General features: G+C 62.4%; 12 protein-coding genes, 3 tRNA genes and 2 pseudogenes. 10 read left to right on the top strand and 7 right to left on the bottom strand.

All coding sequences use genetic code 11. From position 1 onward, the window contains the following. Positions 1 to 25: 25 nt before the first annotated feature. From LK03_RS11140 to LK03_RS11130, 3 genes are all read right to left on the bottom strand, one after another. Positions 26 to 247 (bottom strand): FmdB family zinc ribbon protein, encoded by a 222-nt coding sequence (locus LK03_RS11140; protein WP_038412395.1) that lies wholly within the window; start codon positions 245 to 247, stop codon positions 26 to 28. A gap of 89 nt (positions 248 to 336) precedes the next feature. After that, the gene (locus LK03_RS11135) at positions 337 to 675 is read right to left on the bottom strand and encodes a ribbon-helix-helix domain-containing protein (protein ID WP_038412394.1); all 339 of its coding nucleotides are present in this window, start codon (positions 673 to 675) and stop codon (positions 337 to 339) included. A 155-nt stretch (positions 676 to 830) separates the two neighbouring features. Continuing rightward, on the bottom strand, positions 831 to 1,304 hold the full coding sequence (locus LK03_RS11130) for a Dps family protein (protein WP_038412393.1): 474 nt from the start codon (positions 1,302 to 1,304) through the stop codon (positions 831 to 833). Positions 1,305 to 1,577: 273 nt separating this feature from the next. On the opposite strand from LK03_RS11130, the pseudogene LK03_RS22840 reads away from it, so the two are divergent. Further along, positions 1,578 to 1,883, top strand: a pseudogene (locus LK03_RS22840) (cold shock domain-containing protein membrane protein); the annotation flags it as partial. 78 nt (positions 1,884 to 1,961) lie between these two features. Beyond that, positions 1,962 to 2,171, top strand: a pseudogene (locus tag LK03_RS22835) (cold shock domain-containing protein); the annotation flags it as partial. Positions 2,172 to 2,224: 53 nt separating this feature from the next. Here the strand turns inward: LK03_RS22835 and LK03_RS11120 are convergent. Both LK03_RS11120 and LK03_RS11115 read right to left on the bottom strand, forming a co-directional pair. After that, positions 2,225 to 2,431 carry a SlyX family protein gene (locus tag LK03_RS11120; protein ID WP_038412390.1) on the bottom strand — a complete coding sequence of 69 codons (207 nt, stop codon included), beginning with the start codon at positions 2,429 to 2,431 and terminating at the stop codon, positions 2,225 to 2,227. Beyond that, positions 2,421 to 2,852 carry an HIT domain-containing protein gene (locus tag LK03_RS11115; RefSeq protein WP_038414687.1) on the bottom strand — a complete coding sequence of 144 codons (432 nt, stop codon included), beginning with the start codon at positions 2,850 to 2,852 and terminating at the stop codon, positions 2,421 to 2,423. Before LK03_RS11115 ends, LK03_RS11120 begins: the two co-directional genes overlap by 11 nt. A gap of 672 nt (positions 2,853 to 3,524) precedes the next feature. Between LK03_RS11115 and LK03_RS11110 the strand changes: the two genes are divergently transcribed. From LK03_RS11110 to LK03_RS11100, 3 genes are all read left to right on the top strand, one after another. Beyond that, positions 3,525 to 4,790: an OprD family porin gene (locus tag LK03_RS11110; protein WP_038412388.1), complete on the top strand. Its 1,266-nt coding sequence runs from the start codon at positions 3,525 to 3,527 to the stop codon at positions 4,788 to 4,790. Between the two features lie 158 nt (positions 4,791 to 4,948). Beyond that, complete coding sequence (locus LK03_RS11105; RefSeq protein ID WP_038412387.1) at positions 4,949 to 6,664, top strand: proline--tRNA ligase; 1,716 nt, start codon at positions 4,949 to 4,951, stop codon at positions 6,662 to 6,664. Between the two features lie 20 nt (positions 6,665 to 6,684). Next, positions 6,685 to 7,653: a lipoprotein gene (locus tag LK03_RS11100; protein WP_038412386.1), complete on the top strand. Its 969-nt coding sequence runs from the start codon at positions 6,685 to 6,687 to the stop codon at positions 7,651 to 7,653. A 42-nt stretch (positions 7,654 to 7,695) separates the two neighbouring features. Here LK03_RS11100 and dinB read toward each other — a convergent pair whose 3' ends face one another. After that, positions 7,696 to 8,757: a DNA polymerase IV gene (gene dinB / locus LK03_RS11095; RefSeq protein WP_430962078.1), complete on the bottom strand. Its 1,062-nt coding sequence runs from the start codon at positions 8,755 to 8,757 to the stop codon at positions 7,696 to 7,698. 206 nt (positions 8,758 to 8,963) lie between these two features. Here dinB and LK03_RS11090 point away from each other — a divergent pair. The 5 genes from LK03_RS11090 (at position 8,964) to LK03_RS11070 (ending at position 13,605) form a co-directional block, all read left to right on the top strand. Next, positions 8,964 to 9,040 (top strand) — tRNA-Met (locus LK03_RS11090). A gap of 122 nt (positions 9,041 to 9,162) precedes the next feature. Then, positions 9,163 to 9,239, top strand: a tRNA-Met gene (locus LK03_RS11085). Positions 9,240 to 9,373: 134 nt separating this feature from the next. Beyond that, a tRNA-Met gene (locus LK03_RS11080) sits at positions 9,374 to 9,450 on the top strand. Between the two features lie 217 nt (positions 9,451 to 9,667). After that, on the top strand, positions 9,668 to 12,310 hold the full coding sequence (gene mprF, locus LK03_RS11075) for a bifunctional lysylphosphatidylglycerol flippase/synthetase MprF (RefSeq protein ID WP_038412384.1): 2,643 nt from the start codon (positions 9,668 to 9,670) through the stop codon (positions 12,308 to 12,310). Next, the gene (locus LK03_RS11070) at positions 12,310 to 13,605 is read left to right on the top strand and encodes a virulence factor family protein (protein ID WP_038412383.1); all 1,296 of its coding nucleotides are present in this window, start codon (positions 12,310 to 12,312) and stop codon (positions 13,603 to 13,605) included. The genes mprF and LK03_RS11070 overlap by 1 nt, the downstream gene beginning before the upstream one ends. Before the next feature lie 54 nt (positions 13,606 to 13,659). Here the strand turns inward: LK03_RS11070 and LK03_RS11065 are convergent, their stop codons facing one another. Then, positions 13,660 to 15,558: a potassium transporter Kup gene (locus LK03_RS11065; protein ID WP_038412382.1), complete on the bottom strand. Its 1,899-nt coding sequence runs from the start codon at positions 15,556 to 15,558 to the stop codon at positions 13,660 to 13,662. Positions 15,559 to 15,841: the final 283 nt, after the last annotated feature.

Here is a 15,841-nt window from a genome sequence, read left to right as displayed (position 1 = left end):
GAGACCAGGTCACTGCCAATTGAGCTCAGTCGGGCTTGTCGCCGCTGGCAAGATTCTTCTTCGCCCCGGTCTTGAAGTCGGTCTCGTACCAACCGGCCCCGCCCAGGCGGAAACCCGGTACCGACAGCTGCTTCTGGAGTTCAGGCGCCTGGCAGACCGGACAGTCGGTCAGAGGCGGTGCGCTGATTTTCTGCAACGCCTCCAGTCGGTGACTGCAGGCGGCGCATTGATAGTCATACAGGGGCATCGATGTCTCTCGTCAACCACAACGCAGACTGCCTGAGCAGCCAAAAACCGCGATTATATATGGTTAGCCGAAGCAGTGCAGCCCGCCGATCAAGGTGTGTGCGGTGGGTCGAGCAACCAGTTGACGCATACCACGCGCACCAGCCCACTGAAGTTGCGTACCCCGCCGTGGCGCAAATGCACCTCTCGGTCCAGATACGACAGCACAGCGCTGACCGAGCAGCGGTTGGCTTCGGCAATCCGCTCGAGAATATGCCAGTACACCCGCTCCAGCCTCAAGCACGTGGAAAAGCCGTTGAGCCGCACCGAGCGCGATACCGGACACGCACGCTGCATATCGAAATCGGTGCTGAATGGATCGATGCACTGCTTGCCTGGCCAGTTGCGCTGCAATGCTGTTGGACGTCCGATTGCAACCCTTGCCTCCATCGCCTACCTCCATAGTCTGAAAACCCGCCAGGAACGCGGGCGCTCATCCATGAGGCCTTCATGCTGCCGACCGATGCAGCGGGAAGCACTTGCGCCGGAGACGACAGTGCCCGGCCAGATCGCTCGGGCCGGGCACTGCAGGTAACGCCTGGAAATTACTTGCCTTCGAGCAGCGCGCGCAGCATCCAGGCGGTCTTTTCATGGACCTGCATGCGCTGGGTGAGCAGGTCGGCAGTCGGTTCGTCGCTGACTTTCTCGACCACCGGGAAAACGCTGCGCGCGGTGCGCGTGACCGCTTCCTGACCCTGAACCAGCTGGCGGATCATCTCGTCGGCCGAGGGCACGCCCTCTTCTTCGCTGATCGAAGAATGACGAGCGTAGAACGCGTAGGAACCTGGCGCCGGGAAGCCCAGTGCGCGAATACGCTCGGCAATCGCATCGACCGCCAGCGCCAGCTCGGTGTATTGCTCCTCGAACATCAGGTGCAGGGTGCGAAAAGCCGGCCCGGTGACGTTCCAGTGGAAATTATGGGTTTTCAGGTACAGCACGTAGGTGTCGGACAGCAGACGCGACAGACCATCGACGATGGACTTGCGATCTTCTTCACTGATACCGATATCAATTGCCATGAATCTCCCCTTTTGCATGAAAGCTTGATGATCAAGCAGGCGACACACACTGTATCAAGACTTGCACTGCCGTGCCGGGTTGCGCAACGCACGTGGCGAGTCGGCCGGGCTGGTTTGAGAAGCCTGCGCCTTTACTGTTAAATAGGCAGCGTGCCACCCGTGCGGACTACAAATGCCGGGTGCATAGGCTGGACCGTCACGTGATCGCGCCTACACCTGCGCACCGCGTCACCAGCTCTTCCTGTGATTGACCTTATCAATGTGAGCCAACCCATGTTCAAGATCGTCCATCTGGTGACGGGCGTTGCAGCTTTGCTGCTCGCCTCGATTCCAAGCCTCAGAACCGAGGCGATTGCGTTCCTGCAAAACCCCCAAGCCGTGTACCTGGCCCTGCTGGGCCTGCTCAACCTGCTCCTGGCGCCGGTCGTGCCGCTTTACTACCGCGCGGGGCGCCAGCAACTGCAACGCCTGGCCAGTGCACTGCTGGTGATCGCCGTGGTGCTGCAGACCGTTACCCTGCTCGCCCGCCCGGAACTGGGCACCCTGCCCGCGCTGCTGTGCGCCGCCCTGGCCGTTGCCGTGCATCTGGCAGCGGCGTTCGCACGGGCGCCGCGCAAGTCTCAGCACCCGCAGTCGGCTGCCAGCAGTGACAGCGCGCGCGATACCGGCACCGTCAAGTGGTTCAATACCTCCAAGGGCTTCGGCTTCATCTCCCGCGACTCGGGCGATGACATCTTCGTGCATTTCCGTGCCATTCGCGGCGAAGGGCACCGCGTACTGGTCGAGGGACAGCGTGTCGAATTTTCGGTGATGCACCGCGACAAAGGCTTGCAGGCCGAGGACGTGGTCGCCATCAACCGACGCTGACCGGCAACCCGACCCAAGGCGCAGACCCGCTGGCGTCTGCGCCCTTGTCCGACTCAATAATGCGGCGGCGGTGCCTCATCTTCTTCGCTGCCCACCTGCCCGACCAGATCTTCATAGCGTTTGAGCAGTTGCTGCATCTGCGCTTGCAGGCGTTCGATCTGCCGACCCTGCTCGAACACCACCTCGTTGAGCGACTGCAGCGTATCGTCCTGAAACGCCTGCCGACTTTCCAGTTCGACCAGCCGAACCTCAAGCGTCATGTGCAACCTCGGTGAACTGGGTGCCCAGCGCCTCACGCAGCCGCGCGCGGACCTGTGCCACTTGCCCAGCCTCATACGCCTTGGCCGGCACTCGCCCCCACACGGGCGCGGGCCAGGCAGCGTCGTCGCGCATGCGCACGATGACGTGCATGTGCAACTGGCTGACCACGTTTCCGAGGGTCGCAACGTTCATCTTGTCGGCGGCGTAGGCACGTTTCAGCACTTGGGCCAGCAACTGGGTTTCGACCCACAATTGCTGCTGGTCGGCTTCGTCAAGATCGAAGATTTCGCTGACCTCGGCGCGTTGCGGCACCAGGATGAACCACGGGTAGTTGGCGTCCTTGCTCAGCAGGACGCTGCACAGCGTGAGCCGACCCAGCTCGATGGAATCCTGCTGCAGGCGCGAATCCAGAACAAACACGGCGATCTCCTCAATGATGCCCGCCAGGCGGGGGAAATGAAGCGCAGAGGATACCGCGGCCATCCGACGATGGCACCGCCTAAACCCTACCCTGTCGATCTGCGCCCCATGGATGCGCACAGAACTGAGCCCGTGAACCTGGCACAAGTAACACTGCGCTACTTTTCGCACCACGATGGCGCGCCTTCGCTCACCGCTTGGCCATGACGGAGCACAAACTACTCAACTTCAATAACCCCAGGTAACACATTGACTTTGCACGCCACTCGCCTGCGTGCCGACCAGCGCATTCTTGGTACACCAGAGGCCGCTGTGGCGCCCGTAATCACTGGGGTTGTGGGCGAGAACGCAGGCGGATGTGAAAAAAGCATCAACAAAACGTGAAAATGAGCACGCTTGTTGCATTGCCTTGCAACCAGACTGGCAGGTCGCTGCTTCAGAGCAAACGAGGCAACCCGCCAGGAATCGCACCGTGAAAAATCGCGGTGATTTGCAGTACCGCAACACCGTGAGCGACAACCGAATTCAGCAATAAAAGGTTGATTTAGCCGTATCGCCAAGTACAAGTCGGCGTGCTATACCTCCACGCCGACATAACAAGAAAGAGCTGCCCCAATAACTAAAAACCCGGGTGCAGCGGTACTCTTCCTAAAACCAAAGGAGCAAATCACGATGCGCGTGATGAAGTGGAGCATGATCGCCCTGGCCGTTTCGGCGGGGACCTCGCAGATGGCATTCGCCTCTGCGCAAGACGAATCCAAGGGTTTCATCGAAGACAGCAAGCTCAACGTCAAGACCCGCATGCTGTATTTCAGCCGCGACTTCCGGAACAACGATTCCGGCAAGAGCCGTGTTGAGGAAACCGGCCTGGGCTTCCTCGGCACCTACGAATCGGGCTTCACCCAGGGCACCATCGGTGTCGGCGTCGATGCCATCGGCATGCTTGGCCTGAAACTGGACAGCGGCAAGGGCCGCGCAGGCACCGGCCAGTTCCCTGCCGGCTCCGACGGTCGCTCGCAGGATGAGTTCTCCGAAGGCGGCGCCGCCATCAAGTTCCGCGTATCCAACACCGTATTGAAAGTCGGCAACCAGTTCACCGCGCTGCCAGTCTTCGCCACCGACGACAGCCGCCTGCTGCCGGAAGTCGCCGAAGGCGCATTGATCACCAGCAGCGAAATCAAGGGCCTGACCCTGAACGCAGGTCGCTTCACTGGCCTGAACGCGCAGAACCGCACGGGTCACGACAGCCTGAACCTGAAAGAAGCCAACGTCCTGGGTGGCACCTACGCCATCAACGATGCGCTCAGCGCCAGCGTCTACTACTCCAAGGTCGAAGACTACTGGCGTAAATGGTACGGCAACCTGAACTGGGCACTGCCGATCTCCGACGACCAGGGCCTGGTCTTCGACTTCAACATCTACAACACCCGCGGCGAAGGCTCCAACGAAATTCGCGCCTACGACGGCGACAAGCTGAACAACACTGCCATGAGCCTGTCGGCAGCGTACAAGGTCGGTCCGCACACCTTCACCCTGGCGCATCAGCGCGTCAAGGGCGACGGCGACTATGCCTACGGCGTAGACGGCGGCGGTACCATCTTCCTGTCCAACTCCGTGGCCCGTTCGGACTTTAACGCCGAGAACGAAAAATCCTGGCAAGCTCGTTACGACCTGAACTTCGCTCAGTTCGGCGTTCCAGGCCTGAGCTTCATGACTCGCTACGTCTACGGCTACGACGCTCACGTCGCAGACAGCAGCAAAGGCAAGGAATGGGAACGCGATGTGGACATCAAGTATGTCCTGCAGGAAGGCCCGGCCAAGGACCTCAGCTTCCGCGTCCGTCAGGCTACCTATCGCTCGTCCGATGGCGTCTACTACGGTTCGGCTTCGATCGACGAACTGCGCCTGATCGTCGAGTACCCGCTGAGCATCCTGTAAGCTCCGGCTTGCACCGTTCAGTTGAAAGGGCCCGGCATTCGCCGGGCTTTTTCTTGGGCTGACAACGCCCTCCCCCATGGGGCATCCTGTACGCCTCTCCCTCGACCCCGTACACTAGCGGGTCATTTCAACTCCTCAGGCAATCGACACGGCTCCCCATGCGCACCAGTCAATATTTGCTCGCCACCCAAAAAGAAACCCCTGCCGACGCAGTGGTCATCAGCCACCAGCTCATGCTGCGTGCCGGCATGATTCGCAAGCTGGCTTCCGGCCTGTACACCTGGCTGCCGATGGGCCTGCGGGTGATGCGCAAGGTCGAGAACGTGGTGCGCGAGGAAATGAATGCCGCCGGCGCCCTGGAAGTGCTGATGCCAAGCATCCAACCCGCTGAGCTGTGGCAGGAGTCCGGTCGCTGGGAGCAATACGGCCCCGAACTGCTGCGCGTCAAAGACCGCCACAACCGCGAATTCTGCGTCGGCCCGACCCACGAGGAGGTCATCACCGACCTCGCTCGCAACGAGCTGTCCAGCTATAAGCAGTTGCCGCTGAACCTGTACCAGATCCAGACCAAGTTCCGCGACGAAATCCGCCCGCGTTTCGGCCTGATGCGTGGTCGCGAGTTCATCATGAAGGATGCCTATTCCTTCCATGCCGATCAGGCTTCCCTGCAGGAAACCTACGACCGCATGCACCAGGCCTACACCAACGTGTTCACCCGCCTGGGCCTGGACTTCCGTCCCGTGCAAGCCGACACCGGCTCCATCGGCGGCAGCTACTCCCACGAATTCCACGTCCTTGCCTCTTCCGGCGAAGACGATGTGATTTTCAGTGACAGCTCCGATTACGCGGCAAACATCGAGAAGGCCGAAGCCATCCCACGGGAAAGTGTGCGCCCCGCGCCTACCGAAGAGCTGCGCCTGGTCGACACGCCGAACGCCAAGACCATCGCCCAACTGGTCGAGCAACACGGCCTGCCGATCGAGAAGACGGTCAAGACCCTGATCGTGCGCGGCGCCGAAGAAGGCAAGCTGGTCGCCCTGATCATTCGCGGCGACCATGAGCTCAACGAAATCAAGGCGGTCAAGCTCGAGCAGGTCGCCGAGCCGCTGGTCATGGCCACCGAAGACGATCTGCGCCAGGCCATCGGTGCCGGTGCAGGCTCGCTGGGCCCGCTGAATCTGCCGCTCGAGTGCATCATCGACCGCTCGGTGGCCCTGATGAGCGACTTCGGCGTCGGCGCCAACATCGACGACAAGCACTACTTCGGCGTCAACTGGGAGCGTGACCTTCCGGTTCCGCAGGTGGCTGACCTGCGCAACGTGGTCGAAGGCGACCCAAGCCCGGATGGTCAAGGCACCCTGGTCATCAAGCGCGGCATCGAAGTGGGGCATATTTTCCAACTCGGCACCAAGTACAGCGAATCGCTCAAGTGCCAGGTGCTGGGTGAAAACGGCAAGCCGGTGGTGCTGTCCATGGGCTGCTACGGCATTGGCGTATCCCGCGTGGTCGCCGCCGCCATCGAGCAGAGCCATGACGACAAAGGCATCATCTGGAACGATGCCCTGGCGCCGTTCCAGATCGCCCTGGTGCCACTGCGCTATGAGACCGACGCCGTTCGCGAAGCCACCGACAAGCTCTACGCCGAACTGACGGCTGCTGGTTTCGACGTTCTGCTCGACGACCGCGACAAGAAAACCAGTCCCGGGATCAAGTTCGCCGATATGGAGCTGATCGGTATTCCACACCGCATCGTCATCAGCGATCGCTCGCTGGCCGAAGGCAACCTGGAGTACAAGCACCGTACCGAACAGGACGCCCAACCGCTGGCCGTCAACGAAGTGCTGACCTTCCTGCAAGCGCGCATTCGCCGCTGATAACCAATGCTCGAGTGAACATGTTCAAGCGAAGTACCTTCAACCTGAGCCGGGCCGCCGTTGGCGGTGCCGCGCTCAGCGGTGCGCTGCTGCTCAGTGGCTGCGCCAACCAGATGTCGCAGCGCAGCGAACACGAGGAACGTGTCGAGCGCAAGCTGCTCGAGCACAGCCTGCAGATCGACGTGGGTGAGCCCAAGGTCCTGGAATTGCCCCAGAGACGGGTGCGGGTCAGCGAGCAGAAGCGTTTCGAAGTCACCGAGTTCGAGGTGACCCGCCGCTATGATCGCTATACGCCCTACCAACCCTGGCGCGAACTCTATGAGATTCCGCTGGGCGCGGTGGCCATCGTCGCTGGGGTCGGCGCCAACGTCGTCAACGTGATCGCTCTGGGCAACCTGCCCGAAAGCGTGACCCACGACTGGCTCGAATATGGCATCGCTGGCGTCAACCCGTTCATGAACGTGCAGTCCAACGGCCGCGCGCAACAAAACCTGGCCGGTATCAGCGAGGTGCGCAAGGATCAGCGCGAAGAGTTCACTCGCCTGCCGTGGAGCGAGCGTCTGGTGGACGTCAAGGCGGGCAAGACGACCCACGCGCTGACCACCGACCGTGCAGGCATCCTGCGCCTTAACCTGCTGGACAGCCCGTTCTCGGAGCAGAACCTCAATCAGGTCGGCACCTTGCACCTGCAGGTGTTCGATGAAGACAACGGCGTACGCGGCGATGCCAGCCTGCTGGTCAGCAGCGGCCTGCGCGGCAAGCTGCGCGAGGCACATGAGCTGATCTTCGACGACCTCGAAGACGACGACGTGGGTCAATGGGTACACCGGGTCAAAAGGCTCTCCGAGCTTGGCCTGGAAGAAGAAGCCAGCGAGTTGGAGCAGAGCCTGATCGAGCTGACCCGCAACGACCCGGAACTGCAGAGCGAATTCGTTCGCACACTGGCAAAGCAGACAGGCCGCCTGGTCGCCGATCCCGGCGCACAGTAGCTGAATGACAAGCAGGGTTGCAGCGATGCAGCCCTCGCTGGCTTACATAAGGTCGGTGAACAGGTCCAGCTGTTCATGGGCACCGCGCAAATCCTGCAACCTGACCCCCACCCCCAACAGGCGCACCGGCTTAGAGCCGCGGGCGAACGCCTGGCTGAGCAACTGCTGGTAGCTGTGCAAGTCGCGACCGGCATTGGCCTGTTCCAAGGTGGTCTGGCTGAAGTCGTGGAACTTGACCTTGACGAACGGCTTGCTTGGCCGATAGCTGCTGTCCATTCGCGCAATACGCTCGTTGAGGCTGTCGAGCAGTTCAGGCAGTCGCGCCAGGCAACTGGCCAGGTCTGGCAGGTCGGTATCGTACGTATTCTCCACACTGACCGATTGCCGCCTGCTGTCGCTGTGTACGACGCGATCATCGATTCCCCGCGCCAGCCCCCACAGCCGCTCGCCGAAGCTGCCGAATTCACGCACCAACGCCAGCCGCGTCCACTCACGCAAATCCGAACAGGTATCGATACCCAGGCGACTGAGCTTGTCTGCGGTCACCTTGCCGACACCGTGCAGACGCGCGACTGGCAGCGCGGCCACGAACGCCTCGACCTCACCGGGCGTAATCACGAACAGCCCATTGGGCTTGCGCCAGTCACTGGCGATCTTGGCCAGGAACTTGTTCGGCGCTACGCCGGCCGACACCGTGATGTGCAAGGTCTGCGAGACACGCCGACGGATATCTTCGGCAATGCGCGTGGCACTGCCGGCGAACCACTGGCTGTCGGTCACATCCAGATAAGCCTCGTCCAGCGACAACGGCTCGATGAGGTCGGTGTAATCGCGAAAAATCTGCTGGATCTCGCGGGACGCCTCGCGGTAGGCCTCGAAGCGCGGCTTGACGATGATCAGGTCGGGACACAACTTGTGGGCGTGCCGGGAAGACATGGCCGAGCGCACGCCATATGCCCGAGCTTCATAGTTGCAGGTGGCAATCACCCCGCGGCGATCGGCCGAGCCGCCCACCGCCATGGGGCGACCGGCGAGCTTAGGATCGTCGCGCATCTCGATGGCTGCATAAAAGCAGTCACAGTCGACATGGATGATCTTGCGCAGAGACATGGATGACAACCGACACTGTAAATTCATACAGATACTAGCTCAGGGGCCATTTGCCACACCAGCGCTTCAAACACCTGAGCACACTGCCAGGCACGCTGCGCAAGCGTTAGACGACACGGCTAACAGCCTGACGGAGAAAGGGTTTTCCAGGGAAATTGCTTGACACGGGGAAAGATATCCGTACAATTCGATCTCACAGGCGCGGGATGGAGCAGCCTGGTAGCTCGTCGGGCTCATAACCCGAAGGTCGTCGGTTCAAATCCGGCTCCCGCAACCAGATTCAGAAAAAGGCCACTGCACATGCAGTGGCCTTTTTTATGCTCTCGGCGAAAACGCTTGTTAAATCAAGCAAATAAATCTTGCCAGTGCGCTGAACATCTGTAGAATGCGCCCCACAGACGCGGGATGGAGCAGTCTGGTAGCTCGTCGGGCTCATAACCCGAAGGTCGTCGGTTCAAATCCGGCTCCCGCAACCAAATATTGAAAGGCCACTGCTCATGCAGTGGCCTTTTCTTTTGTGGGTAGGCAACTGTCTAAAGCACCACTTGATAGCATCTGCGAGGAAAGCGTTTGACAAGCGCACACGAATCCGTAGAATGCGCCCCTCTGACGCGGGATGGAGCAGCCTGGTAGCTCGTCGGGCTCATAACCCGAAGGTCGTCGGTTCAAATCCGGCTCCCGCAACCATATTCGTCAGAACAAGCCCCGCCTGTCGCAAGACAGTGCGGGGCTTTTCGTTGTGGCCGCTCCATAAAGCCTCAACCCGCGAGCGGCACCCTCCTTTGAATGAACTATCTTTAACGCTGCCGACTTAGAGCCGGAGTAGTATCTGGATACTTTTTCAAAGGGACTTTCACTTGGCCGCACCACGCCCCCCACTCGCGCGCTCTGCACGAGGCAACTCATGACCTCCCCTACTCCAGAATCGCCGACGCCGCTGACTGCGGCATTACCGGCCGCTGCCCAGCGTCTGCCGTGGCTGGAACGGCTGAGCAAGTACCGCCAACCGCTGGGCCTGGCACTGACCCTGGTGCTGTTCGCCATGGCACTGGTCGCTTGCCGACACCTGCTCAGCGAGCTGGATATCTATGCCCTGCATGACGCCATGCTCAGTGTGCCGACCAGCGCCCTGGCAGGCGCCTTGCTGGCGACGGTGGCAGGCTTCGTCATCCTGCTGGGTTACGAGTGGTCAGCTTCGCGTTACGCCGGCTGCCACCTGCCCGCACGTACCCTGGTGATGGGCGGCCTGAGCGCATTCGCTATCGGCAATGCCATCGGCCTGTCGATGCTGTCCGGCGGATCGGTGCGGTATCGGCTATATGCTCGGCATGGCCTGAGCGCTGCGGAGGTCGCGCGAATGACGGTGTTCGCCAGCCTCTCGCTGGGCTGTGCGCTGCCGCCGCTGGCAGCCTTGGCGACCTTGAGCGACCTGGGCGCCGCGTCGGCGGCACTGCGCCTTTCGCCGACGTTACTCGGTGGCATCGCCACGGCGGTGCTGCTGCTCAGCGGAGTGCTGATCGCAGGCCTTTATCGCCGGCGCCTGGCCGAGCAACCTTCCAGGGATAACCTGCTGGTGGCCTTGGGTCGTCGCACCCTGCGCTTGCCCAGCGGCCGCCTGGCCGCGCTACAGCTGCTCATCACGGCACTGGATGTTGCAGCCGCCGCTACCGTGCTGTACCTGCTACTGCCAGAAGCACCGCCCTTCGGCGCTTTCCTGATGGTCTACCTGCTGGCCTTGGCCGCCGGCGTGCTCAGCCATGTCCCTGGGGGCGTGGGCGTGTTCGAAGCCATCCTGCTGGCCGCTTTCGCCAATCAGTTGGGGGCCGCGCCGCTGGCAGCGGCGTTGCTGCTGTATCGCCTGATCTACGTCGTGCTGCCGTTGCTGCTGGCCTGTGTGGCGCTGCTGATCAACGAAGCTCGCCGCCTGCTGTTCGCCCAGCACGCGATCCGTGCAGCGTCCGGCCTGGCCGCGCCAGTACTGGCGATTCTGGTGTTTCTGTCCGGGGTGGTGCTGCTGTTCTCCGGCGCCACGCCTGAGATCGACACCCGCCTGGAGCACATGGGCTTTCTGGTGCCGCACCGGTTGATCGACGCTTCGCACTTCGGCGCCAGCCTGATCGGCGTGCTCTGCCTACTGCTTGCCCAGGGCCTGCGTCGACGTCTTTCGGCCGCCTGGCTGCTGACCACCGTGCTGCTGCTGCTGGGTGCGCTGCTGTCGCTGCTCAAAGGTTTCGACTGGGAAGAAGCCTGCATCCTGATCGCCACCGCCGCTCTGCTGGCCTTGTTCCGCCGCTCGTTCTATCGCCCAAGCCGGTTGCTCGAGCTGCCGTTCTCGCCGGTGTACCTAGTGGCCAGCGCGTGCGCGGTCGGTGCTTCGATCTGGCTGCTGCTGTTCGCCTACCAGGATGTGCCCTACAACGCGCAACTATGGTGGCAGTTCACCCTCGACGCCGATGCCCCGCGGGCACTGCGTGCAGCCATGGGCAGCGCGGTGTTGCTGGTGATCGTCGCGCTCACCTGGCTGCTGCGCACCGCGCGCCCGGTCATCCACCTCCCTGACCAGGCCGAACTGCAGCGCGCCAGCAACATCCTGATGGCCTCCGATCAGCCCGATGGCGGTCTGGCGCTCACGGGTGACAAGGCGCTGTTGTTCCATCCTGACGACAACGCTTTTCTCATGTACGCCCGCCGGGGACGCAGCCTGGTGGCATTGTACGACCCCATCGGTCCGGCGCAGGAACGTGCCGAGATGATCTGGCAATTCCGTGACCTGTGCGATTTGCACCACGCGCGCCCGGTGTTCTACCAGGTGCGTGCCGAGAACCTGCCGTTCTACATGGACATCGGCCTGACCGCGATCAAGCTGGGCGAAGAGGCCCGGGTCGACCTGCGCCGCTTCGACCTCGAAGCCAAGGGCAAGGAGATGAAAGACCTGCGCTACACCTGGAACCGCGGCGGGCGTGATGGCTTGGCCCTGGAGGTACATGAGCCGGGTCAGGCGCCGATGGAGGCGCTCAAGGAAATCTCCGACGCCTGGCTCAGCGGCAAGAACGTGCGCGAGAAAGGCTTCTCCCTGGGTCGTTTCAGCCCAGACTACCTCAAGCATTTCCGCATCGCCCTGATCCGTTTTCAGGGCCGCCCGGTGGCCTTCGCCAACCTGCTGGAAACCCACAGCAATGAACTGGCCAGTCTGGACCTGATGCGCGCGCACCCGGATGCGCCGAAGTCGACCATGGAGTTCATGATGATCGGCCTGATCCTGCACTACAAAAGCCATGACTACGGGCGCTTCAGCCTGGGCATGGTGCCGCTGTCCGGACTGCAGCCACGCCGGGGGGCACCGCTGACCCAGCGCCTGGGTTCGATGGTGTTCCAGCGCGGTGAGCAGCTCTACAACTTCCAGGGGTTGCGACGCTTCAAGGACAAGTTCCAGCCCGACTGGGAACCCCGCTACATGGCAGTGCCCGCCGGACTCGATCCGCTGGTGGCATTGGCCGATACCGCTGCCCTGATTGCAGGCGGCCTGACTGGATTGGTGAAACGCTGATGATTCGACGTTACTGGTTGTACCTGGTCATTGCCTTGGCCGTGGCCGCTGCAGCGGCGAGCCTGGCGTTCTGGCTGTGGACTCGCCCAGCCCCGCAAGCCCATGCCGAGCACCTGACCTTGAGCGATGGCAGCAGCGCGGTGCGAGCCACACCTGGCGTTCACGCCAAGGCCCTGGTGGCCATCGGTGTGCCGCAGGAGCAGGCGCTGAGCGAAAAACAACTGCTCGATCTGAGCCAGGCCGGCGAAGCGCAGTTGGTCCAGGTGATTCTGCCTGCTGGCGATTGCACCCAGCAGCAACAGGCGATGACCCAGGCCATCGCGCAACTGGCCGGAGCGCCCACCGTGGTGGCCGGTATCGGCCCGGGCGCGGCCCAGGCCTGGCGCTGGCTGGCCGCGCAGAACGATGACAAGGCCCGGGCCATTTCGGTCGACTTCACCCTGGAACAACCCGGCTGCACGGCACCGCTGCCGAAATCTGCCGCCCATGGCCACTGGAACGTGGCCTGGAACGACAACCCGGACGACGCCAGCGCGGGCTTCGTGCGCGATCAGCCCAACGCTGAAACCAGCATCAGCGATTACGATATTCACCTGCCGCAAGTATTGAAGTCGCAACTGACCCAGGTACTGGTCGGCCAGGATGGCACGGCGCTGAGCATCCCAGTCGTGGAGGTACCGGCAGGCCAGGCCACTGATACGGTCACCTTGTTCCTCTCCGGTGATGGCGGTTGGCGCGACTTGGACCGCGACGTGGCCGGCGAGATGGCCAAGCTGGGTTACCCGGTGGTCGGCATCGATACCCTGCGTTACTACTGGCAGCACAAGACCCCCGAGCAAAGCGCCGCAGACCTCTCGGAACTGATGCATCACTATCGTCAGAAATGGGGCACCAAGCGCTTCGTGCTGACCGGCTATTCGTTCGGCGCCGACGTGCTGCCGGCTATCTACAACCGCCTGTCCAGCGAAGACCAGCAACGTGTCGACGCCGTGATCCTGCTGGCCTTCGCCCGCAGCGGCAGTTTCGAGATCGAGGTCGAGGGCTGGTTGGGCAAGGAAGGTCAGGAAGCCCCTACCGGACCGGAAATGGCCAAGCTGCCGGGTAACAAGGTGGTGTGCATCTACGGTGTCGAGGAAACCGACGAGAGCGGTTGCACCGAGGCCAGCGCGGTGGGCGAACGCATGAAGCTGCCCGGCGGCCACCATTTCGATGAAAACTACCCGGCCCTGGCCAAGCGCCTGATCGATGCCATCGAAGTGCGCCAGGGCAAGTCGAGCGTCGCGACCCAGCCCTGAACCCCTGCCAGCGCCCGCGCAGCACAGCTGCGACGGGCGCTGGCCGCATGCGGGTCAGATCTCGACCTGAGTGCCCAGCTCGATCACCCGGTTTAGCGGCAGGTTGAAGAAGCGCAGATTGCCGTTGGCGTTCTTCAACATGAAGGCGAACAGGTTGCTGCGCCAACGCATCATCCCCTCCAGGCGCGAGGCGATCACCGTTTCCCGGCTGAGGAAGTAGGTGGTGCGCATCGGGCTGAAGTCCAGGTTCTGCAACGGGCACAAGGTCAGCGCCAACGGCACGTCGGGCTCGTCCATGAAGCCGTAGTGCAGCAGCACGCGGAAGAAGCCATTGCCATAGTCCTCGACTTCGAAGCGTTCGTGCACCGGCACCCGTGGGCGATCTTCACTGACCACCGTCAGCAGCACCACCTGCTTGTGCAACACCTGGTTGTGCAGCAGGTTGTGCAGCAAGGCATGGGGCACAGCATCAGGCCGGGCGGTCAGGAACACCGCCGTGCCCTCCACCCGGTGCGGCGGTTGCACGCCGATGCTGGCGATGAAGATCGGCAACGGCAGCGCAGCTTCGTCGATGCGCTCGACCAGAATCTGCTTGCCACGCTTCCAGGTGCTCATCAAGGCGAACAGCACAATCGCCGCCAGCACCGGAAACGCCCCGCCCTGTAGAACCTTGGGCAGGTTGGCAGCAAAGAACAGACCGTCGACCAGCAAAAAACCCAGCAAAATCGGCACGGCCAGCAGCGGCGGCCACTTCCACAGCAGCAGCATCACCACCGCCACCAACAGCGTGGTCATCAGCATGGTTCCGGTCACCGCCACGCCATAGGCCGCAGCCAACGCACTGGACGACTCGAAGCCCAGCACCAGCAGCACCACACCGACCATCAAGGCCCAGTTCACCGCGCTGATGTAGATCTGCCCCTGCTCATCGCTGGAAGTGTGCTGGATGTGCATACGCGGGATATAGCCCAGCTGAATTGCTTGCCGGGTCAGGGAGAACGCACCGGAAATCACCGCCTGCGAAGCAATCACCGTCGCCAGGGTGGCCAACGCCACCAGCGGTAGCAGCGCCCAGCTGGGCGCCAGCAAGTAGAACGGGTTACGCGCCGCTTCCGGGTTTTGCAGCAGCAGCGCCCCCTGGCCGAAGTAGTTCAGCACCAGCGCCGGCAGCACCAGGGCGAACCAGGCGCGAGCGATCGGCTTGCGGCCAAAATGTCCCATGTCGGCGTACAGCGCCTCGGCACCGGTCAGGGCCAGCACGACGGCGCCGAGCACGGCCACGCCGATACCCGGATGGACCACGAAAAAGCGTACCGCCCAGGCCGGGTTGAAGGCCTTGAGCACTTCCGGACTCTGGCTGATGCCATGCACGCCAAGGGCGGCCAGCACCACGAACCAGGTCACCATCACCGGGCCGAACAGCTTGCCGATCTTCTCGGTGCCGTGCTTCTGCACCACGAACAGCGCCACCAGCACCACAAGGGAAATCGGCACCACCCAGTGGTCGATCCCGTCGAACGCCAGGCCCATGCCCTCGACCGCCGACAGCACCGACACCGCCGGCGTGATCATGCTGTCGCCATAGAACAGCGAAGCACCGATCAGCCCACAGGCGATGATTGCCTTGCGCAGCAACGGATACGGCGCTGCGGCGCGGCGCGCCAGCGCGGTCAGGGCCATGGTGCCGCCTTCGCCCTGGTTGTCGGCACGCAGAATGAACATCACGTACTTGAACGACACCACCCACAGCAGCGACCACAGAATCAGCGAAAGAATGCCCAGCACCCCGTCGTGATTGAGTGGAACCCCGTAGGCCCCGGAAAAGACTTCCTTGAGGGTGTACAACGGGCTGGTACCGATGTCGCCATACACCACCCCGACCGCGGCGATCAGCAGGCCCAGCGACCGCTTCGCCCCCTGCCCGCTTTCGGCGTGACTGCTCGCCTGAACCATTCACCACTCCCGCATTCGGCCCCTCGGCCGACAGACTACGCACCAGGCAGGCAACGCCCGGACCACGCCGCGCCGAGGACTTTTCCAGCCCCGGGCGAAACGCCGCGAAGCATAGCGCAGCGTCGTCGGATTTTCTGCTGGAGCCTGTCGGCACACCCCCTTGAAGACGCTTTTCACGCCTGCAAATACCGCCTGTCCAGCACGTCGGGCGCTATGCTTTTTTTCTGGTCAAGGGCCGCGGCTGCCGCTAGAATTGCGCACTTTTTGATCAGAGGCGCCTCAG

Source organism: Pseudomonas cremoricolorata (genome assembly GCF_000759535.1).
In the GTDB taxonomy this organism is placed as follows: domain Bacteria; phylum Pseudomonadota; class Gammaproteobacteria; order Pseudomonadales; family Pseudomonadaceae; genus Aquipseudomonas; species Aquipseudomonas cremoricolorata_A.
The sequence above is the reverse complement of the archived record's forward strand: the minus strand, read 5'-3'. Positions and strand labels throughout refer to the sequence as shown.